Origin of the sequence: Leptothoe sp. ISB3NOV94-8A (genome assembly GCF_043421595.1) — a bacterium.
GTDB lineage: Bacteria > Cyanobacteriota > Cyanobacteriia > Phormidesmidales > Phormidesmidaceae > Leptothoe > Leptothoe turfae.
The window spans coordinates 15,878-40,129 of the sequence record NZ_JAXSQW010000004.1 but is presented as its reverse complement, the minus strand read 5'-3'; the positions used below and the strand labels follow the sequence as shown (position 1 = coordinate 40,129).

General features: G+C 49.8%; 5 protein-coding genes. 1 reads left to right on the top strand and 4 read right to left on the bottom strand.

Annotation, left to right across the window (positions count from 1 at the left end; all coding sequences use genetic code 11):
• Position 1: 1 nt before the first annotated feature.
• The 4 genes from SPB21_RS33905 to SPB21_RS33890 all read right to left on the bottom strand — a co-directional run bounded on the left by SPB21_RS33905 (position 2) and on the right by SPB21_RS33890 (position 23,399).
• On the bottom strand, positions 2 to 20,077 hold the full coding sequence (locus tag SPB21_RS33905; RefSeq protein WP_499869472.1) for an SDR family NAD(P)-dependent oxidoreductase: 20,076 nt from the start codon (positions 20,075 to 20,077) through the stop codon (positions 2 to 4).
• A gap of 76 nt (positions 20,078 to 20,153) precedes the next feature.
• On the bottom strand, positions 20,154 to 21,917 hold the full coding sequence (locus SPB21_RS33900; protein WP_499869471.1) for an FAD-binding oxidoreductase: 1,764 nt from the start codon (positions 21,915 to 21,917) through the stop codon (positions 20,154 to 20,156).
• 199 nt (positions 21,918 to 22,116) lie between these two features.
• Positions 22,117 to 22,746 carry an HAD family hydrolase gene (locus SPB21_RS33895; RefSeq protein WP_499869469.1) on the bottom strand — a complete coding sequence of 210 codons (630 nt, stop codon included), beginning with the start codon at positions 22,744 to 22,746 and terminating at the stop codon, positions 22,117 to 22,119.
• A gap of 11 nt (positions 22,747 to 22,757) precedes the next feature.
• Positions 22,758 to 23,399 (bottom strand): lysophospholipid acyltransferase family protein, encoded by a 642-nt coding sequence (locus SPB21_RS33890; RefSeq protein WP_499056816.1) that lies wholly within the window; start codon positions 23,397 to 23,399, stop codon positions 22,758 to 22,760.
• A 171-nt stretch (positions 23,400 to 23,570) separates the two neighbouring features.
• Between SPB21_RS33890 and SPB21_RS33885 the strand changes: the two genes are divergently transcribed.
• Entirely contained in the window at positions 23,571 to 24,251 is a 681-nt protein-coding gene (locus SPB21_RS33885; protein WP_499056814.1) for a DUF6629 family protein, read from the top strand.
• Position 24,252: the final 1 nt, after the last annotated feature.

The following is a 24,252-nucleotide window of genomic DNA, read 5'->3' as shown; positions in this document are numbered from 1 at the left end:
GTTATTGCCCCCCTGATGATTGAGTGATGCTTTCCAGTTCTTGCAAAAGAATGACTTCGGCTTCGGCTTCTGAAAGCTGGGTCACCTCTGCTCGAATCTCAGAAACATCTGTTTGCGGCGAGCGGTGGGGGGGAGTCGGGTCCGGATGGTCTGGGGGAAAGATTTTCTCGAAGAGGTAAGTTGCGATCGCATCCACCGACGGATAATCAAATAACACCGTTGACGAGATAGATATCTGCAATTCTGACTGCAGGCGATTGCGAAACTCCACCGCCATTAGAGAATCCATCCCCATATCAAACAACGACTCCTGAGGATCAATCTGTTGCAGATCAGCGATGCCCAAGGTATGTCCCACGTTTTTCTGAATAAACTGAATCAGCAGCGACTTTCTCCCAGGAATTGGCGCGGTTTCTAATCGCTGGAGAAACGTGGACGACGGCTGAGATGACGGTTCCGCCGGTCGTAATCCCTCCAGGACAGGCATGGTCAGATGCCTGGGCAACTGTTCAAAGAACTGGGACCAATCTGCTGGCAAGACAGCGACTTGTGCGGCAGCGGTGGCCAACAGGTCACCCAAAACCTGCACACCGGTCGCTGGGGCAATAATTCCTAAGCCCCGCCGGTCCTGAAGGGGAAGATTTGCCGCCATACCGCTAGACCACCGGCCCCAGTTAATACTTAACCCTGGTAATCCCTGGGCCTGACGGTAATGGGCCAACCCATCCAAAAAGGCATTGGCCGCAGCATAGTTCCCCTGCCCCGGTGCCCCCAGCAAAGACGCCACCGACGAGAAACAGACAAAGAAATCCAAATCTAGATGCTTTGTGTTCTCATGCAATAACCAAGCCCCCTTCACCTTAGGAGCCAGAACCTGGGCAAACCGAGACCGGCTCATCTCCTGGAGCACACCATCATCTAACACACCGGCTGCATGAATCACCCCTCGCAGCGTTGGTAAGGCAGCAATCTGTTGAAACAGCTGCGCCACATCGGCCCGCTGAGTAATATCGACTTGTAAAGCCGACACCTGCGTACCGTTTGCTTGCAGGTCAGCAATGATTTGCTGCGCCACTGGTGACGGTTGACTACGCCCTGCTAAAACCAAGTGTTTTGCCCCCTGTCGCCCCAACCACTGGGCAACGTCTAAGCCGAGAGCACCCAGCCCCCCAGTAATCAGATAGCTGCCCTCCGCTTGGATAGACACCGGCCCATCGGGGAACTGCACCACCACTTTCCCAATGTGCTGCGCCTTTTGCATAAACCGAAAAGCATCAACCACATCGTCAGCGGCAAACACGCGATGGGGTAGCGGCTTTAGATGCCCCGTGGAAAACTGTTGACTTAAGTCACACCACAAATCTTGTAGCTGTCTGGGAACAGTCTGGGCAACTTCTCCCAGATCAAACGGGAAATAGCTTACATCTGGACGATGCTGCGCAACCCGCTCCGCACTCCAGATGCCCAGCTTGCCAATTTCAACAAAGTGTCCGTTTTCAGCCAGCACCTCAAAGCCCTTATCAATAAACTCTCCTGTAAAGCTGTTGAGAACAATATCCACTCCCTGTCCCTGGGTTCTCTCCTGAATCTCCGTCGCAAAATCCAGGCTGCGGGAGTTCATGACATGCTCAATGCCCTGCTGTTTTAACCAATCCAATTTAGCTGGGCTAGCCGTGGCAAAAATTTCAGCCCCCACCTGTTGAGCAATTTGGACAGCAGCCTGACCCACCCCCCCAGCTGCAGAATGGATCAGAACACGGTCCCCAGGTTGAAGTTTTGCCAGATGATGCAGGCCATAGTAGGCCGTTAGATAGGTAAGCGGGAGTGTGGCCGCTTCAGAAAAGCTCATGGCCTTGGGTTTGGCTATCACCCAGTCAGCCGTCACGGTGACATAGCGACTAAAGCCATCGGGTAGGAGAATTGCAATTACCTCATCCCCCACCTGCCAGGGAGAGATCTTGTCTTCTCCGACATCACCAACAGCTGTGACAATGCCGACACATTCAAACCCAAAGGTCAACTGTCTCGCCTGAGTAATGCCAAACTGTTCAGCATAGTAATCTTTCAACAGACCCAGCGCATTCAGCACATCCCGCAGGTTCAAACCGACGGCTTTGACTTGAATCTCAACCTCTCCAGGTTTGGGAGCACTGCGTTCGAGTGGTTGCCACGAGAGTTGATCCAGCCTGCCGTATTCATGCAACTTGAGCTGAACAGACTGATGGGTCTGATGGGCCAACGCCTTGGGATTGAACTGCCCTAACCGAGCCACGTGACGCAACCCGCGCCGGTAGGCAATTTGATTTTCTGTTGAGCCAGTTCCATGGGATTCCAGTAGCGCTTGCACCAGATCCTGTACAACTTGATCAGCCGCAGGATCTAGATCCAGACACCGCAACGATACATCTGGATACTCCAAGGCAATCACTCGTCCCAGACCCCACAGGAGCTGATGTTGGGGCGCACAGCTAGCATACTGCTGGTCTGGCAGCATATGAGCCCCCTGGGTAATTAACCATAGGGGCGGTAATGGAGTATCTGGCCAAGTTGTTGTCATACCTTGCAGTAAATGGAGGGCCATGCCACAGGTCAACGTTTCAGCGTGATCTAAGTCTTCTAGATCTGTGGCTAGACTCCAGAGATGGAGAATTCCTAGCAGGGGCGTCTCTGTTAATGCGCAATTCTGTTTTAACGATGCCAAAACCTGGCGCAATGCTTCCGGCTGACTTGGGGCCAGCTGATACTGCCCATCATCCACCTGACAAAAATCAGAACCAGGATAAACAACCACGCATGCTTGAGCATGATGATTCAGAGCATTCTTCAGTTGTTGACCAAATTTGACATCAGGAGCCAGAACTAACCAGATCCCCTGGGTCGTTGGTGCTAATGGATCTTGGGATGACGGTAACGCCTGCCACTGCAGTTGGTGATACCATTGGTACAAATCAGGAGTTTTGAGAACAGCCTGATCGGTTACCGGTACCAGGGTGAGACCAGAGAGGTCGATTATGGCCCGACCTCGGACATTACTCACACTCAAGGTAGCTTTTCTAGAACTCGCTGCATCAGTTATTATCGAACCCGCGACCCAAGGATTCAACGTTTTCTCACCTCGTCGCCAATGAAGTTTTTCAAGGGCGATGGGTAAATAGGTGGGACCCTCTTGCAACAAGATGGGGGCAAGACTCTGCAGCGCACTATCCAATAGGGTGGGATGCATATGATAGTCCTCTGGATCATCAGATCCTTTAAAGACCAATTGACCCACAATTTGATTGGAGCCTCGCCACAATTGTTGAATGCCTTGAAATTGTGGCCCGTAGTCAATTCCTCGCTGCTGATAGGTCTGATAAAGTTGTGGCATTTCCACAGCCTCTAAACAAGCGACTTTCAATGCCTCGATATCGATGTCATTGGGAGTAGTGCTCCCGTCTAATGCAGAAAGTTGCCCCTGAACATGAAGTGTCCATTTAGGTTGTTGTTCTTCTAGTTGCAGGCTCAGAATCTGGAATTCATATCGATGAGCATTGCCTGAAACAGGATTCAGCACCGTTTGGATTGTGGTGGTTTCAGTCTCAGAGAGAATGAACCCCTGGTGAATGGTGATATCCTCCAGGAGTAAATCGTGGTTTAGCGTTCCTTGACGTGCAAACACATGATGGCCAGCTGCGATCGCAATCTCCAAATATCCCGCAATCGGGAATAGTACCTGACCAAAGATACGATGCTCCGCTAAATACCCTGGCTCCAAAGCACTCAACTGTGCTTCAAACTGAATCTGCTGGGGTTGGGTCGCACTATAAAATCGACGTCCCAACAGGGGATGAGCCTCTGTTTTGCTAGTAGAGCTAGCCTTTGGTATGGTCGGTACCATGGAGGTTTCCACCCAATAGCGCTGGCGTTGAAAGGGATAGGTGGGCAGTGGTACTTTCTGATAGTGCTGTCCCTGAGCTACATTCTGCCAATTCACCTCAACCCCATGGGTATACAGATGTCCCAGACTCTCTAGCATCTGTTGCCAGTCATCTTGTCCAGACCTCAGCGACGGTAGCCATAGCCCTTTCTCTTCTGAAAAACTCTCTTCCGAGAGACACTGTCGCCCTATGCCCAACAAAATTGGCTTTGGCCCCATCTCCAGAAAGACGTCGCAGTCCTTGGTTAACAAGGTCTCCATCCCCTGGGCAACCCGCACTGGCTGACGTACATGGTTCACCCAATAGTCTGCAGTGGCCATCGATTCATCGGCCCATTGTCCCGTCACATTAGAAATTAAGGGCAGCGTGGGTGAATGGTAAGTAATTTGGGATGCGATCGCACCAAACTCCGCCATCATTGGCTCCATCAAGGGAGAATGGAAGGCATGGGATACTCGTAATCGCTTCGTCTTAAACCCATCGGCATCCAACACCTGTTGCAGTGCCTGAATTGCGTTATCTTCTCCCGAAACCACAACACTCTTCGGCCCATTGATAGACGCCAACGTCACCTGTTCTTTATAGGGCATCAGCCGAGCATTAATTTCTGCTTCCGACCCTAAAATCGACAGCATGGCTCCACCACTGGGAAGTTGCTGCATCAACCGGCCTCGATGGGCCACCAGCTTGAGACCATCTGCTAAGCTAAATACCCCAGCAATACAGGCGGCCACATATTCCCCAATGCTGTGACCCATCACAACACTAGGCTCAATTCCCCAAGATTGCCAGAGTTTAGCCAGGGCGTATTCGAGGACGAATAGGGCAGGTTGGGTGTAGGCCGTTTGGTCAATCTGTAGGGGCTGGCCTTGTGCCTGCCCTGCCTCCGAGATATCCCGGTAGAGAATGTCTAGAATATCTAGATCCAGAGATTCCTGCAGCATCTCATTACAGTGATCGAGAATCTCGCGGAACAGTGGCTGAGTCCCATATAGCTGCCGCCCCATATTTATATACTGAGAACCCTGGCCCGTAAAGAGAAAAGCAATTTTAGAACGCTCGCTGGCAACACGATTCCGAGAACAGCCAACCGGAATGTCTGATTGGGAGCCTAACTGCTGAAGACGATGGGTCAGTTCTGCCAAGGTGGTGGTTGCGATCGCAACCCGATAATTAAAATGAGATCGCCCCGTATTCGACGTAAAACAAATATCCGCCAGCCCTAAGTCTGAATGCGTTTCCAGATACCGTTGATACTCCCCAACCAATGCATCTAACGCCGTCCTATTTTTCGCCGACAACGTCAACAAATGCTCCGGACGACGTGGTGATACTTTCCGCCTTCCGCCTTCCGCCTTCCGCCTTCCAACTTCCTCCAACACCACATGAACATTTGTCCCACTAAACCCAAATGAACTCACCCCTGCAATCCGAGGCTCTCCCTCCCCGTCCCAGGCCGTCAGCTGAGTGGGAATCTTCACTGCCAGGTGCTCCCAATCAAGATGGGGATTGGGGGTATCGAAATGAAGGTGGGGGACAATCTGTTGATGCTGCAGTTGCAATACCACTTTCATCAAACCAGCAATCCCCGCAGCGGCTTCCAGATGCCCCATATTGGTTTTCACCGAACCAATGATGAGGGGCTGCATGGATGAACGATCCTGTCCCAACACCCGATTGAGAGCCCGCACTTCGATGGGGTCACCTAAGGGCGTCCCAGTACCGTGGGCTTCAACATAACTCACCCGGTGTGACGGCACACCGGCATTGGCTAGCGCTTGCTGAATTACAGCCTCCTGGGAAGGGCCATTAGGCACCGTCAACCCACCACTGGGGCCATCCTGGTTGGTGGCAGACCCACGAATCACCGCCAAAATCGGATCGCCATCTGCTAGGGCATCCGCCAGACGCTTCAGCACAACCATACCACAGCCTTCTCCTCTCCCATATCCATTGGCTGCCGCATCAAAGGTTTTACAACGACCATCGGGAGCCAGCATTCCAGCCTGGGAGAAGACAATGCTATTGCGAGGAGACAACATTAAATTCACACCACCGGCCAACGCCAAATGACATTCCTGCTGCTGCAAGCTTTGACAGGCTAGATGCACAGAAATTAGGGAAGAGGAACAGGCGGTATCCACCGCCAGACTTGGCCCGGTTAGCCCCAGCTGGTAAGACAGTCGTCCCGCCGCTGCACTCAATGAATTTCCAGTGCCAAGATAGGCATCTGGGATTTGTCCAGCCACAGAGAGCCGGTTGGCATAGTCCTGAGTACTAATGCCGACAAAAACGCCTGTCAGACTGTTATAAAGTTGTTCGGGCAGCTGATGGGCTCGTTCTAGCGCTTCCCAACTCACTTCCAACAACAGCCGCTGCTGAGGATCTAAACTCTGGGCTTCCTTAGGGGCAATGCCAAAAAATTGGGCGTCAAAACCATCCACCTGGTCTAAGAAACCACCCTCTGTGGAAATCATTTTGCCCACAGCGTCGGGATTTGGATCATAGAATTGCTCTACTGACCAGCGTTCTGAGGGGACCTGACTGATGGCATCCCGACCTTGTTGTAGTAATTGCCAAAACTCCTCGGGAGATGTCACACCACCGGGGAAACGACACCCCATACCAATGATGGCCACTGCATTCGATTGCGATCGCGTTAGATCAGGATTACGGTCAGAAACTCCCTGACTCTTTTCATCTGTTAATTCAATCTCAGCGTCTAGCGATAAGATATCCTGTTCCAGATAATCCACCAGGGCCTCCAGAGTCGGGTAATCAAATAGCAATGTGGACGGCATCGACAAGCTTAATTCCGACTGCAAACGATTACGAAACTCCACCGCCATCAGCGAATCCATTCCCAAGTCAAATAACGACACCCGCGATTCAATCCGCTGCACATCGGTCATCCCTAATACTTGGCCCACCTGTTGTTGTACAAACTTGACTAAAATCTCCCGCCGTTCTTCCCCAGGCGTTGCTTTTAAGGTCACAAGTACCTCAGACGATTTGGAAGGAGACAATTTTGCCCCTCGGAAGTTGTCTAGCACCGGCAATGCCAGGTTCTTCGGCAGTTGAGTAAAAAACTGAGGCCAGCTCACTGGAAAAATGCCCACCTGGGCCTGCGAGGTGCCTAAGAGATTGCCTAAAATCTGCAATCCAGCACCTGGCTCAATAGCCCTTAATCCCTGCACCTGTTGACGCACCTGATGTTTGCGTTCCACATTGGCTGCCATGCCGTCCAGGGACCACCCGCCCCAATTAATACTCAGACCGGGTAATCCCTGGGCTTGACGATAGTGGACTAACGCATCCAGAAACGCATTGGCAGCAGCATAGTTTCCCTGACCGGGTGAACCCAACAGAGATGCCACTGAGGAGAAACAAATAAAGAAATCCAGGTCTAATTCCTGTGTGCCCTCATGTAACAACCAGGCCCCTTGCACTTTAGGTGCCATCACCTGGGCAAATCGAGACCAGCTCATGTCCTGCAAAATACTGTCATCCAGCACTCCAGCAGCATGGATAACACCGCGCAGTGTTGGTAAATGTGTGGCAATGTGTTGAAACAGTTGCTCCACCTTTCTCTTTTGGGTGATATCGGTTTGAATAACAGAAACCTGTGCTCCTGCGTCCTCTAATAGGGAAAGCCTGTCCTGTACAGATTGAGACGGTGTACTGCGTCCCACTAGAACGAGATGGACTGCCCCCTGCTGCGCTAGCCATTGAGCAACTTCTAATCCTAGGGCACCTAAGCCCCCCGTAATTAAATAACTGGCTTCAGCTCGAACAGCCACAGCCGAGGGTGCTGACGAAGCTGAAATCTCATCGGCAAAACTCACCACCACCTTGCCAATGTGCTGGGCCTTTTGCATAAACCGAAAGGCATCCATCACCTGATTTATGGGAAAGAGCCTATGGGGTAATGGTTGGAGAGTTTTATCAACAAAGTGCTGGCTTAGCTCACGCCATAGATTTTGAATCAGGTCAGGATGGTCTTGGGCGACGTCTCCTAAATCAAAGGGATAATAACCGACATCAGGCCGCTGCCGTTGCACCTGCTCCGGGCTCCAAATACCCAATTTGCCAATTTCAATAAAGCGTCCATCGTCAGCCAGGGCATCAAAACTTTTATCGATAAAGTCTCCGGTGAGACTATTCAGGACAATATCCACCCCCTGACCCTGGGTTTTCTCGTGAATCTCCGCCGCGAAGTCAAGGTTGCGGGAGTTCATCACATGCTCAACCCCCTGCTGTTTTAACCAATCCCATTTAGGGGGACTGGCTGTCGCAAAGACTTCCGCTCCAGCCCGTTGGGCAATTTGCACAGCAGCTTGACCCACCCCACCTGCAGCAGAATGGATCAAAACTCGGTCGCCCGGTTGAATATCGGCTAAGTAGTGAAGTCCATAGTAAGCCGTCAGAAAAGTTAGGGGTAATGTAGCCGCCTCAGTAAAACTGATGGCAGCTGGTTTGGGCATCACCCATTCGTTGGGAACAGTAACATAACTGCTAAAGCCATCGGGCAACAGAATGGCAATGACTTCATCCCCCACTTGCCATGGAGAAACTTTCTCTCCATCAGCATCACCCACAGCGGTAATAATCCCAGTACACTCAAAACCAAAGGTGAGTTGGTCAGGGTGGGTAATTCCCAACGACTCGGCGTAATACTCTTGCAAAAGTCCTAGAGCATTGAGCACATCCCGCAGGTTAAGCCCCACCGCTTTCACTTGGATTTCGACTTCCCCAGGACTTGGAGGACGACGTTTCAGGGGATGCAGAGAAAGATTTTCTAACAGGCCATATTCTGAGAGCTTGAGCTGAACTGGTTGAGTCGCTGGAGACAGAGTCGCTGAAGACTGGTTTGAATGGTAAGATCGCACCAACCGAGCCACATAACATTTGCCCTGGCGATACGCAATTTGATTCTCCACCGTAGGCCATAACAGTTCCTGTACCAGTCGATGGGTCAAGTTCTCGGGGAGAATTTTGTAGGGGCTGTGCCTTGTGCCAGCCCTGCCACACCGAGAATCATCAGCCTGGGTTTCATTAGCCTGGGTTTCATAAGGGGGCAAATCCACCTGACGACAAGACAAGTCAGGATATTCCAGGGTGATCACCCGACCTAGCCCCCAAAGAGGGCTTTGTTGAGGCTGCGCCACATCCGTTGCCAAAACAGGTTGTGCCGCCTGGGTCATCAACCAAAGTGTGGGATTCGCTGGCCCAGACTGCTGCGAGGAGTGCTTATTTAGCGCCTGTACCAAATGCAACACACTACCACAGCCGATTTCTTGAGCAGTTTGTACAGTTTCTAAATCTAAGGGTGCCTTTAAAGCAGACTCTCCCCAGAAATGGATAACTCCCCGAATTGGACCACAGTCCTGCAGTAGCTGATCAAATGCCTCTGGTTGAGTTGGGGGAATTTGATACTGGGCCGCATCTAACTGGCGATACTCCGTCCCGGCCACAGCCCAGATACATTGCTGTGACTGTTGTTTTAGGGCAGCAGCTAATTGCTTGGCTAAGCCATCCTCATTTGCTAACAAAAGCCAGGTGCCCGCTGCTGGCTTTGGAGATAGTTCTTGTGGTGGTTTATAGGGTTGCAACTGCCAATCAAGGCGATAGCACCAGTCTTTAAAGCCAGGTTTAAGACCTTTAAGTAATGCGTCTGAAGTGGTTGAGACCAGTTTTAATCCTTTGATGTGAGCTAAAACGCTGCCCTGATCATTGGCCAGGATAATATCTCCCTTTAATGGCTGACTGGGCTGAACCGATGCGATCGCCCACATCCTAGTCTCGGCAGTCTTGGCAGATTGACTCACCCTGACCTGGTCAACGGCTGCTGGCAGATAAAGCTGCCCCGGTGCTAAGTCAGCTTCCGCCAGGGAGTTAGCATAGATCAACACCTGAGTGGCAGCATCGAGCAAGGCTGGGTGTAATTGATAGGCTGTGGCAGAGGCGTTTAATGACTGGGGCAATTCAATGCGAGCAATGGCCTGATGCTCCCCTTGCCAAATCCGTTGAACTCCCTGGAAGCTAGGGCCATAGGTAATACCTTGTTGTTGATAGGTTTGATAGTGATCGACAGCCTGAATAGCCTCAGGGCAAGCGGCCTTAATTTGTTCCAGCGCTACCTGGTCGGTTGGTTCTTGATCTGCATCAGCCGTGCCAGCCCGTAAAAGCCCTTCTGCATGGAGAATCCACTCAGAGTCTTGATCGTCTTCACCACTATTTTCTGTTGAGCGATGGCCAGGTAACGCTTCACTGAAGATTTGCAAGCGATAGGTTTCCAATGAATTTTCAAGGTCATCGGAAGTGTCCGACGTTAGGACCGTTTGAACTGTTCTGTTGTTCCCATCGGGAAAAATTAAGCCTTGCCGAATAACCAAGTCTTCCAGAGTCCAGTGAGAGTCTTTCCTATGGGCATGGGCAGCTGCGAACGCCATTTCCACATAGCCCATCATCGGAAACAGCACCTGGTCAAACACTTGATGGTGACCCAAATAGTTAGGCGACTCTGCTGCCACAACAGATTCAAACCGAGCTTGATCATCCACTCCGGGCAAGGGAATTTGTCGGCCCAGTAAGGGATGACCAGCCCGCTGTCTGTTTGACGCCCTGACGTTCTGACTTATCTCGTCCAGCCAATAGCGCTGTCGCTGAAAGGGATAGGTGGGAAGAACTATCTTCTGATGGCCATAGCCTTGTTCCACACCCTGCCAATTGACTTGCCCTCCGTGCACATATATTTGGCTCAAACTTTGGAAGATCTGTTGCCAATCTGCCTGGCCAGGCCGTAAAGATGGCAGCCATAACCCCTTCTCTTCACACCGCTGTGCCATGCCCAACAAAATTGGCTTTGGACCCACCTCTAAAAAGACATCACAGTCTTTAGTTAATAAGGTGTCCATCCCCTGGGCAAATCGCACCGGCTGACGCACATGGTTCACCCAATAATCAGCAGTCGCCACTGACGCATCGGCCCAGTGACCAGTGACGTTAGAAACAAATGGCAGCGTTGGTGAGTGATAGGTGATCTGGTTTGCGATCGCCCCAAACTCCGCCATCATCGGCTCCATCAATTGAGAATGGAAGGCATGGGAAACCTGTAACCGCTTCGTCTTAAAGCCATCCGTTTCTAAGGTTTGTTGCAATGCCTGAATCGCACCATCGGTCCCAGAAACGACAATACTTCTTGGCCCATTAATGGCCGCAAATGTAACCTGACCACCATAGGCCGACAGTCGCGGACTAATCTCCGCCTCTGATGCCAGAATCGATAGCATTGCTCCACCCGCTGGCAGCTGCTGCATCAATCGACCCCGATGGGCCACCAGTTTCAGCCCATCCTCCAAGCTAAACACACCCGCTACACAGGCCGCAGCATACTCACCAATGCTGTGCCCCATAAGCACATCTGGCTGGATACCCCAGGACTGCCAGAGCTTAGCCAGGGCATATTCAATAACAAAAAGAGCCGGTTGGGTGTAGATAGTTTGATTGAGGAGAGGGTGAGCATTAGACGGTAGGGGCTGGCCTTGTGCCTGCCCTGGGTCAACCTGTAGGGGCTGGTCTTGTACCTGCCCTCCCTCAACAAGATCTGGATAGAGAATAGCAAGGATATCCCCCCCCAGATAGGGCCGCAAAATCTCATTACAATGCTCCAAAATCTCACGGAACAGTGGTTGCGTCTCATACAATTGACGCCCCATATCCACATACTGAGACCCTTGTCCCGTAAAGAGAAAAGCCACTTTGGGACGCACACCTGCACTGTGATGCCGATAAACACCCACAGGGGCTTCTTCCTGACTGTTTATCTGCTTGAGAGTTTGAGCCAATTCTGCTGATGTGGAGGTCGCGATCGCCACACGATAATTAAAATGAGATCGCCCCGTATTCGCCGTAAAACAAATATCCGCCAACTCTAATTCTGAATGACTTTCTAGATGCCGCTGATACTGCCTAATCAGATCATCTAAAGCCCTGTCACTCTTAGCCGACAATGTCAACAGATGTATCGAACGACTCTGTAATACATTCTTCCACCTTCCGCCTTCCGCCTTCCGCCTTCCGCCTTCCGCCAACACCACATGAGCATTCGTTCCACTAAACCCAAACGAACTCACCCCAGCAATCCGAGCCCCTGACTGCCCATCCCAGGCCGTCAGCTGAGTCGGAACCGTCATCGGCAGATCCGACCAATCAACATGGGGATTTGGTGTTTCGAAATGCAGATGGGGAGCTATTTGGCGATGCTGGAGCTGCAACACAATTTTGATTAATCCAGCAACGCCTGCAGCAGCTTCCAAATGACCAATGTTGGTTTTCACCGAACCAACAGCCAGGGGACTATTCGATAAACGATCTGGGCCAAACACCTGATTGAGGGCACGGATTTCAATCGGATCGCCCAGGGGTGTGCCCGTCCCATGGGCCTCTAAATAACTAACCTGATGCGCCTCAACACCGCTATTCGTAAGAGCATGCCGCAGTAGTTTCTCCTGGGCAAAACGGTTGGGAACAGTAAGACCACTACTGGCACCATCGTGGTTAACGGCGGAACCACGAATAATTCCTAAAATCGGATCGCCTGCCGCTTGAGCCTGGGACAGAGACTTGAGGACAACTATGCCACAGCCTTCCCCTCGACCATAACCATCCGCAGTGGCATCAAAGGTTTTGCAACGACCATCGGGGGAGAGGGCTTTGATGCGAGACAGAGCAGTGGTAGTAAAGGGGGCCAGAATCAGCTGCACTCCGCCAGCCAGCGCTAAGTCGCATTCCCCATGACGAAGGCTTTGACAGGCAAGATGAATGGCTACGAGAGAAGACGAACAGGCCGTATCAATCGCCAAAGTAGGGCCTTGCAGCCCCAGCACATAGGACAAGCGACCAGCAGCGCAACTAAAGCTATTGCCTGTGCCATCATAGGCCGTGATCTGGTCTAAATCTTGCATACCCAGCTGACTGTAGTCATTCTGGCCAATGCCGATAAAGACGCCCGTCTGACTATCTTGCAGCTGGTCAGAGGCTTGCCCCGCCCGCTCCAGGGCTTCCCAGCTTACTTCCAATAACAAGCGGTGTTGAGGATCCAGATGCTTGGCCTCGCGGGGAGAAATGCCAAAAAATTCAGGTTCAAACTGATCCACCTGGGACAACAAACTAGCACTACGGATATACATTTTGCCAGCTGCATCAGGATCAGAATCGTAGAGTGAATCAATGTTCCAGCGTTCAGTTGGAATCTCTGCAACCGCATCCACACCTTGACTCAAGAGACTCCAGAATTTCTCAGGGCTATCAGCACCACCAGGGAAGCGACACCCCATGCCCACAATGGCAATGGCATCTTCGTCAGTCTGTTTAGGAGATTCCGATGTCCCCGGAGACGGCTCTATAGCCTGTGATGCTGACGCAGAGAACTGCAAAACCTCCTGCAGCAAATGATCCGTTAGCTTATTGATAGTTGAATATTCTAATGCTAGGGTAGTAGACAGGGGCTGATTCAACTGTTGGCGCAGACGATTGATCAATTCCACCACCATAAGAGAATCCATGCCCAGTTCGGTAAATCCCCGATCATGGGAAATAGAAGCGATCTCTTCGTAGCCTAAGACTTGTGCAATGTGCCTCTGTAAGTAGTTTTGGAGAATTTCTCTGCGTTCTTGTTCTAAAGCTGCGTCCAAATGTGTCAGTAAAGAAGATTTAGCAGGTTTAGAAGAATCTGCAGAAGGATCTGGATATTGGGTGAGCCAGTCGGCTAGTAGGGAACCAGGCTTGGTGCGATCGCAGCGCCAACGCTGCGTCAACTGGGGCCAATCCACCAACATCACCGCTGTTTGACCCCTGGCATCTGCATCGCTTAGAAGATCTGCTAAAGCCTGTAAACCCTGTTCAGGGCTTAGGGTATCAATCCCGGCGGTATGGGTGGAAGTAGCCACCATACCGCTTTGTTTCCATCCGCTCCAGTTAATACTCAACCCTGGTAAGCCCATACCACGGCGATGATGCACCAGAGCATCCATAAAGGCATTGGCCGCAGCATAATTACCCTGCCCCGGTGAACCGAGCAGTGCAGCCACCGACGAGAAGCAAACAAAGTAATCCAGATCTATCGCCTGGGTCAGTTGATGCAGATTCCAAGCGCCTTGAACCTTAGGGGCCATCACTGCCGTGAAGCGCTCCCAGGTGAGCTGCTGCAACACCCCGTCATCTAAAACACCAGCGCCATGGATAATGCCTCGCAGGGGCGACAAACTGGCAACAATCTGTTCCAGGATGTGAGCGACAAATGCCTCACTGGCAACATCCCCCAACAACATTAGAACGTTAACACCGGCTGCCTCTAGAGCATCAATCTGTCGCTGTTTTTCAGAGGAAGGAGGCCGACGACTGACTAACACTAAGGATGTAGCCCCAGCTGCCACTAGCCACTGAGCGACCTGCAATCCCAAAGCGCCCAATCCACCTGTAATCAGATAGGTGGCATCTTCTCGTATCACTAAGGGGCGAGACTCTGACCGGGACTGTCGCACTAGACGAGCCCCGTACGCTTGTCTCTGTCGCAGGGCGATATGATCTTCCCTATCTTCCTGCCAGATCTGTTTTAGGAGACTTTCTATTGTTGCTGAATCCCTGAATTCATTAGGCTCTAAGTCAATCAGCCCGCCCCATAGGTGGGGGTGTTCAAAGGCAATCACCCGACCCAAGCCCCACAGGGAAGATTGCCCCACAGCTAGGGTCTCTACTCTCTTATCTGATGAGGCTGGAGTCATTACAGGCTGACTGCCCTCCGTCACCAGCCACAGTTTGGGAACTGCATTTGTTGTCGCCAGAGCCTGCACAAAATTCAGCACCGTACCACAGGTATCTCTTTGGGCCTGCATCACATTAGATGACGTGAGTTCTGCTGTGGCTGGAACATCTAAACTCCAGCAATGTACCACTCGATCAATTGGCTGCTCAGCATCTGAGAGAATGGTTTGATAAAGCTGTTCAAACACCTGGGCATCTGTCGGATTCAGCTGATACTGACCGTCACCCATGGATTGAGTCGTCTCACCCTGATAAACCAACGTGTAACCATGCCCCTGTTTCTGAAGTTTCTGACCCAGCGCTTCTCCAACACCCAAACGATCGGCGAAAATTAACCAGTGACCAGGTTCAAGGGCAATCTGGGACGGAGCCTGAGGAAGCTGTTGCCACTGTACCTGGTAAAAATCAGGCTGAAACGATTCTTTTGATGCATTAGATAAGGTGGCATTTGCGGGAATTGCATCTACCCAATAGCGCTGTCTTTGGAATGGATAGGTGGGCAACGTTACCTTCTGCTGACTGTGCTCACCTGTCTGATGCAAGCCCTGCCAATCCACTGAAACCCCATGGACATAAAGATGACCCAGACTATGCAAAATCTGTTGCCAATCGTTCTGCTGAGGATGGAGCGACGGAAGCCAAATATTGTCTTCCATCAATGTCTCTGCAGGGAGACAATGTTGTCCCATCCCCAACAAAATGGGATTGGGTCCTACCTCCAAAAAGACAGAACATTTCTGGGCGAACAAACAGTCCATTCCCTGGGCAAACCGAACCGGTTGACGCACATGATCAATCCAGTACTGGGGAGTGGCGATGGCGTCATCCACCCACTGACCAGTTACGGTGGAAACCATGGGTATTTCGGGCAGGTGATAGGTGATTTGGTTTGCGATCGCACCAAATTCTTCTACCATTGGCTCCATCAACGGGGAATGAAACGCATGGGACACCGTTAACCGCTTTGTCTTAAAGCCCTCAGTGTCTAGATCTTGTTGAATCGCCTGAATCGCGCGAGCCGACCCAGAAATCACCACACTTTCTGGTCCATTGATGGCAGCAAACGTTACCTGTCCGCCATAGGGTGCCAATCGAGGCTCTATCTCTGCCGCTGATGCCATAATGGACACCATGGCCCCGCCCCCAGGCAACTGCTGCATTAACCGGCCCCGGTGGGCCACCAGCTTTAATCCATCTTCCAGGCTAAAGACTCCTGCAACACAGGCAGCAGCATACTCTCCAATACTGTGCCCCAGGACCATGCTGGGCTGAATCCCCCAGGACTGCCAGAGCTTGGTGAGAGCATATTCGATGACAAAGAGGGCAGGTTGAGTGTAAGCCGTTTGGTCAATCTGTAGGGACTGGCCTTGTGCCTGCCCTCTTTCCGAGATATCCGGGTAGAGCATGTCAAGGATATCCAGATCCAGATATGCCCGCAAAATCCCATTACAGCGATCCAGAATCTCTCGGAACAGTGGCTGAATCTCATAGAGCTGTCGCCCCATATTCACATATTGAGACCCTTGCCCTGTAAATAAGAAAGCAATTTTAGATCCCTTGCTGACAACATGATTTCGGTAATAACCAACAGGAATATCTGCCTGGGTATCTAATTGTCTGAGATGATTGGCAAGGTCATGGGACGTGGAGGCTGCGATCGCCACCCGATAATTAAAGTGCGATCGCCCCGTATTCGACGTAAAACAAATATCTGCTAATGCTAACGCTGGATATTTCTCTAAATGCTGCTGATACGCCCTAATCAGCTCATCTAACGCCGCCTCACTCTTAGCCGACAACGTCAGCAAATGCTCGGAACAGCTTGGTCGTACACTCTGACTTCCGACTTCCGACTTCCGACTTTCGACTTCCTCCAATATCACATGGGCATTCGTTCCCCCAATCCCAAAGGAACTTACCCCAGCTCGCCGCTTCTCTGTGCCCTTCCAGGGACTAAGTTCTGTGTTAACAACAAAGGGAGTTTGATCAAACTGAATGCGGGGATTGGCTTGTTCAAAGTGTAGGCTAGGGGGCAATTGTTGATGCTGTAGCGATAGCACTACCTTCATCACACCTGCAATTCCTGCCGCAGCCTCCAGATGACCAATATTGGTTTTAACAGAACCAATATGGCAAAACTGGTTGTTCTCAGTATCTCGTCGAAAAGCTTTGGTTAACCCTGCAATTTCAATGGGATCCCCTAGAGACGTACCTGTACCATGGGCTTCAACATAAGAAATCTCCTCAGCAGACAGTCCAGCATTATTTAAAGCCTGAGCCACCAGATTCGCTTGGGCATTGGGGTCTGGAACGGTAATGCCATTGGTTAAGCCCCCATGATTTACAGCCGAGCCTTTAATCACGGCACGAATGGGATCGCCAGCGGCAATGGCGGCATGGAGGGGTTTTAGTAATATCACCCCCACCCCTTCCCCCACAGCAATACCATCGGCCCGATGATCAAACGCTTTACAACGACCATCAGGAGAATGGAGTTTCATGCGACTGCCCGCCACATAATAATCCCCTTCTAATAGGGTATTCACACCAGCGGCAAAGGCCAAATGACATTCTCCACTGCGCAGACTCTGGCAGGCCTGGTGTATTGCCACCAGCGAAGAGGAGCAGGCAGTATCAATCACCAAGGAGGGTCCCTGAAGGTTGAGAAAGAACGAAAGACGATTGGCCAGCACCGCATTATGATTGCCCACCCCCGCTGCATGATCTTCAGCCGTTAAGGTGGGAACAATGCGGGAATAATAGCCATTGCTACTGCAACCAACAAAAACACCCACAGAATTGAGAGACAGGGTTTCGGCCTGGCATCCTGCATCTTCCACAGCTTCCCAAGCGGTCTCTAGCAATACCCGTTGCTGAGGATCCATTAAACGCGCTTCTCGGGGAGCAATGTTAAAAAACTCAGCGTCAAAGTCTTCTAAATGAGACATAAACCCACCCCAACGGGAGTAGGTTTTATCCGGGGCAGGCACAGGGTCATAAAAATCCTGCCAGTTCCAGCGGCTAGGAGGGACTTCCGTAATTGCATCCTGACCAGATCGCAACAGATGCCAAAAAGACTCTAGATCATCAGCCTGGGGAAAATGACAAGCCATGCCGATAATGGCAATATCCTCCACGGCTCCATCTATAGAAGTTTTCTTGGAAAGATTACCTTGGTTGAAGGTCCCCCTAGCCCTCTTCAATGCTGGGGAGTTAGACTCAAAGCCCCCAAAATTCGGGGTTTGGGGGCCTGAATAGCTGGCAACTTCTTTGCCAGAAATATCAATGTATTCAGGAGGATTATCTTGATTCTGATCAGGCACTTGCCCCAAGCGAATACACTCCAGTTGTTCTCGGTACTCCTGGGCCAGATGTGTAACCAGCTGAGCTAAGGTGGGATACTCAAATAGCAGGGTGGGAGGTAATGAAAGCCGAAATTTAGCACCAATCTTTTCCAACAGCTCTACTGCTTTCAGGGAATCCAGCCCCAAACTCAGCAAGCTGCGATCAAGATTGATGGCATCAGGGGCCAGGGATAGAAACTGAGCAATTTCATCCCTGACTTGAGCTTGGAACCAGCCCAATACTTCTTGGGCATCGGCTGGGGAACGCCATGGGATCGTCGATTGTTTGTGAGAATGTTGGCTGGAGACCACGGGCATCGCAACCGCTATATTTTGCAACTCCCCTGCTAAAAACTGAGTTCGACAGGCCCGACGCTGAATCTTTCCACTGGAGGTTTTGGGAATACGCCCCGGTTTCAGTAACACCACATCGTAGAGTTGTACCTCATGGTGCAGAGGAACCGCAGATCGAATAGCCTCAACCACATCTGCGCTGTTCAGATGACGCAGATGTGTGCGCTTAACTTCTTGCACCACCACCAGGCGTTCTTGCTGATCAACTTCGATAGAGAACGCTGCTCCGCTATTAGACCGTAGTGCAGGGTGACTTTCCTCCACTGTCCGTTCAATATCCTGGGGATAGTGGTTCCGTCCACGAATAATGATCACATCCTTCAGGCGACCGGTGATAAACAGATCGCCATTATGCAAAAAACCTAAATCTCCTGTCCGGAAGAAGATGGTTTCTGTGTTGTCAGCAAGATGGGCATGAAATGCAAATTCTGAGGACTCGGAGCGACGCCAATATCCCTGGGCAACGCTACCCCCTGTGACCCAGATTTCGCCTACCTGATTATCGACACACTGCTTACAAGTTTCAGGATTGACAATCGCAACAGTTGTATCTAGCCAGGTTTGACCACATCCCACCAACTGTTTAGCATTAGGGTGAATGGGCTCTACATGAATGACCTGGTTATTGCCTAGAGCAACAGCATCGACAATACAGTGGCCAGGTTCAGAGGTTACCTCACCCCCCGAAACCATCAAGGTGGTTTCGGCCATGCCATAACATGGATAAAACGCTTTAGCCTGAAAACCAACTGAGCTAAATTTAGAGGTAAATCGTTCTAATGTTGACAATCTCAGGGGTTCAGCACCATTGTAGGCACTTTGCCAACAACTTAAATCTAGACCATCCCGTTGTTCTGCTGTGATTCTTTGAGAACATAAATCATAGGCAAAGTTGGGACCACCGCTGTGGGTGGCTCGATATTTGGAAATCGCCTGCAGCCAGCGCTGGGGACGTTGTAGAAAGGCCGCAGGGGGCATAATATACCCTGGAAACCCCGTGTAGAGTGGTTGTAAAATCCCGTCAATCAGACCCATATCATGGAAACTAGGCAACCAGGTAACAGAAACATCGTCTGGTGTCAGTTCAAAGGATCGTTTGATAGTCTCGCAATTATGCATCAGGTTGCCATGGGAAACCATGACGCCTTTGGGAATGCCTGTGGACCCGGAGGTGTATTGTAAAAATGCGAGGTCGGATGGATCGATTGGAATCCTCCAATTCTCATCCTGCTCAGTCTCTGCCACAAGACTATCCGTAGCCAACCAATGGAGCTGATTTAGTTCAGATGCATCTTGACACTGCCCCTGCAGACGCGGCAACAATTCAGCCGTCGTCAACGCGACCGTTGCCTGGGCATCCTTAGCAATCGCCTGTAATCTCCCCAGTTTCCGCTGATTGCGTCGGGGGGGATACGCGGGTACAGCAATCACCCCGGCATCGAGACAGCCTAAGAACCCAACAATATACGCTAGCCCTTGGGGATAGAGGAGCAGCGCTCGATCACCTACCGCACAAACCGATTGCAGCCCCAGCGCAACGACCCTAACCTGTTGCGCCAATTCTTGGTAGGTCAGGCGTCCTGACTCAATCTCTCCATCCTGCAAAAACACGTAGGCTAATTTAGTTGGTTGACTCACCGCCCTGTGGTGGAGTAACTCAACTAAATTTGAGGATTTTGACGTAACAGATTCCCTGGGTTGCATAGAGTTTGAACTACAGCCCTCCATTACGGATACCAAAGATGTTTTGTGGATCTGTGGCCTCCTTTACTCCTCTCATTAACTTTATACCGGCAGGAGACAACACATCTTTCATGAAATCTCGACGAATTTTACCAATGCCATGGTGGTGAGAAATGGAACCACCGTTGTCAAGAATCACCTGACGTAAGGAATGTTCAATCTGCCAACAAACGTCCTCGGGGTGTTCCACACCCTTAGTATAAATTCCAAAAATGAAATAAAGACAAACACCTGTGTGATAAACCTGAGTAACCCGATGGGCTAAATAGGGCTTACCGGGTAAATTAAAGGCCTGGTGCTGCTCATCTAGCTTGGTTTGGACGCGATCGCAAATCAGTTGAATCTTATCCCAGGCAACCGTTGTTTCAAAGGTTTCACCAATGATGTGATAGGACGACAAAAAATCTCTTACATAGGCAATGGCAAAGGTAAACATATATCCCTGTTCACCATACTTAGACCCCGTCGCCAATCCCTTCAATTGCTTTGCCGTAGCATAAATATTGCGTTCCTGGTGGTCTACCTCCTGGGCCGAGCCCTCCATCACCACGGTGGCCACAACCATTTGGGTAGGGTTAAACTTAAGCACCTTAAATAAATACAGCTGCTTTAGCCAAGTCATCCAAGTTTCAACAACACCAGAGTTTTGAGGTTTTAAAGAAAAGCCTAGCCGAAACTGTTTATTATCCATAAGGCGTAAACTAGCTGGCACTAAGCCGCTATGGGCAATGCGCTTCATAAACTCCACCCCTAAGGTGAAATTTGGAAACATGAAAGAGGCATATTTTGTGACCTCAGGCAGTGGATGAATTTTGATGACAGCCTTGGTAATCAGACCTAGATTCCCCTCACTACCAAATGGTAACTGTTGCACTGGTATCCCCATGGAAGCACGGGAAACAGACTCCATCTGTTCCACTACTCCTGCTGGGGTTACCAGGGTAACCTTCTCCACAATCTGTTCGATATTGCCATAGCGGTTTTTCTTCATGCCACTGGCATTGGTGGCAATCCAACCACCTAAAGTGGAAAGTTCTAAGCTATCGGGAGCATGGCCACATATAAAGCCAGACGCCCTCAGCTGATTCTCCAAATCTTTGCCCGTGATACCCGCCTGCACACAGGCCTTTAAATTCACTGGGTCAATCCATTCGATCCGATTCATCCGCTTCATATCGACGGAAACGATCATTCGGGTTTCTGATGGAGGAAGCTGCAGGGCACAGGTCACATTAGTACCCCCACCAAACGGCACCAAACAGACATCATGCTCCACTGCCAACTGCACCAGAGTTTGGGCATCTTTCTCTGACTCGCAGTAGAAGACCATATCAACAGTGCGCGTTAATTGGCCATACAGAACTTTGTAAACTTCTGTTGTTGTCGTTTGACCGTGGCTGTGGAGCAAGCGGTCATGGTCTTCAAAGGCATATTGACTTGAGGGAAATGAAGCCTCTATTACTGCACAAAAAGCTTTGTTACGATGGACGGTCCCAACAACCTTTTCAGAGACTTCGGTTAACGGTGTTTTTTCATCGATAGTGATTCCCAGTTCAGCTTCTAGAAAGGGAATAAAACCAGGCATTTTAACCCCAGTGAGACCATAGCGCTCACCAGTCATCATCACCGATCGATCATCATTGACAACTAAGGTCGTATCTTTAAAGCCCCACTGATGGCCCCATAGCTGAGAATCGCCCTTGTACTCTAATGGACTTTGGTGATGATCTGCCATGATAATTTCTGATGCTTTTTATTACTGAGCGCTTTCAATGTCAGGCAATGAATATTGCGTTACTTTTGGGGATTGATCAGCCTTTTTATAATTGTTGCACCTGATCAACAAGGTAGAAGTATATTTGACGCTTTTTTTAAGTTTATTTTGACGAATGGAGGTTCCATTGAACATTTCTACAGACAATTACTAAAGATTCTTATCGAATCATCAAATATCGTCCACGATTGAAGAAACGGTAGTAGGGTTCATTGGCGGCCTCTAACAGCTCGCGATCGCCTTGGCCATCACCATAGGCATAGATGTAATATTGCTGTAAATCCCCTAGCAACCGCTCTAAGCGTTTAACTTTCTCAGGGCCATAGCAATTTTCTCCTGATAATTTGCCTGTCACACTGCCACCCTGATGTTCTAATCGAGTAGCCAACAGATGATCAATGGGCAGTATTTTCATCCAGGGTTGTAAATAAATCTCCAGGGTAGCGCTGACTAAAATGATCTGATGTCCCTGGCGTTGATGCCAATGTAACCGTTCTAACGCGTCAGGATCGACCAGCTTAGGTAAGTAATGGTGAGCATAGTCAGCCGCCGCTGTTTTTAAACGTTCAATGGACCAACCTTTGTAAAATTCGGTCAAAAGTATTTCTTTGATAGTTTGATTAGAACAACGCTTCATTCCATAACTGAGTACTGCTGAACTATGGCGCATAAGGCCAATCACCAGTCGTCTCCAGCCATGGGTCCAGCGCAAAAAGGGCACAAAACTATCTTGAGTTGTCAGAGTCCCATCAAAATCGAAAATAGCAATCTTAGGCTTATCCCCCATCATTGTCTCCCATGTTATAAAGTCATTTGGTGCTCCAGGTCTTCTATCGATTTTTTTACCTGATTGACAATAGCCTGGTAAAGCTGACGTTTTGTTAAGGTGCCAACTTTATCTCGGTAAGAGATAAGGTCAATAGGAGGGCCAAAACAGACTTGAATGGGATATTGCTGAGGAAATAATTGCCCTTTGGGCAAAGCTTTATAAGAGCCCTGAATATAGACTGGGACAATAGGAACGCCTAATTTCAATGCCATCATCCCGAATCCCAACTTTAAATCCTGTAATTGGCCTGTTAAAGAGCGTCCTCCTTCTGGAAAGATTAAGAGAATTTTCCCATGGTAGATTGCCCGTTCACACTCTCGAAAACTTTGGAGTGAGCCGCTGCAGCGATCCACTGGAATCATATTCAAGACATGCCGACAGAACCAACCTTTCAAGGGATGATCAAAGAAATAATCCTTAGCGGCCAGGCTATGTACCTTATACATATGACAACCATGGGCCGCAATAATGGCAGGTCCATCAAGGTGACTAGCATGGTTTGCAACTAATAAATATGGAGAATCTTTCGGTAAGTGTTCTGCACCTTCACAGGTAAGTTTAAAGTAATTGAAATAAATTAAACAGCCCCAAATCCAAATTTGATCTTGGAGCATTCTTTTTAGAATGTGCATGCTTATAATTAAAAATTAAGCGGTTTTGTTTGTCCATTGTGTCCAATTATTCGTGAAGTGACCCAGTATTAAACAAAAGCCTTCCTCCCTAGGTTAAGCTGAGCAAAATACGAGATATGAGTCACTAATTATCTTGAACTACCTCACAAGCCCATGTGTTTTTCTGCTACTGCTAGTTTCACTGCTGCTACTCTTCTAATACCCGCTGGTTTATATGCCTGTAAGCTGGCCATAGATATAGATCTCAGGTATCTGCCTGGAGCCCTTATCCCTTGCATATTTGGTATTCAGCAAGGGTTTGAAGGCATTGAGTGGTTAGCCATCCACGGAAACCAAGCAGACACTGTTCATCTAGCCGCTCTTGGCTATCTCGTTTTTTCCCATGGATTCTGGCCAATTTGGTTCCCGTTGACAGTGTTTGCAATAGTGCAACGACCTTGGGCTAAAAAACTACTATTAGTTGTAACACTGTTGGGTGCTTTATTTGGTATGTCTCTGTATGTCCCTTTGCTGTTATCTCCTGATATGTTTTCAGTAACAGTCATTCAAGGCTCTATCCATTATCAGACCACACTAATCTATGATCAGTTTTTTCCTCGCAATGTGTCGCGGCTAATATACTTGCTCATTGTTGCAGGACCATTTTGGTTCTGTGATCTTACCGAAATTAGAGGTTCAAGTGGGGTCATTGCTCTAGCACTATTAGTCACCTACTGGTTTTACAACTACGCATTCATATCGGTATGGTGCTTTTTTGCTGCAATTTTATCCATTAATATTATCTTTATGCTACGTTCCATCGCTTCCAAAAAATTGCTTAAAGAAAAGTATTAAC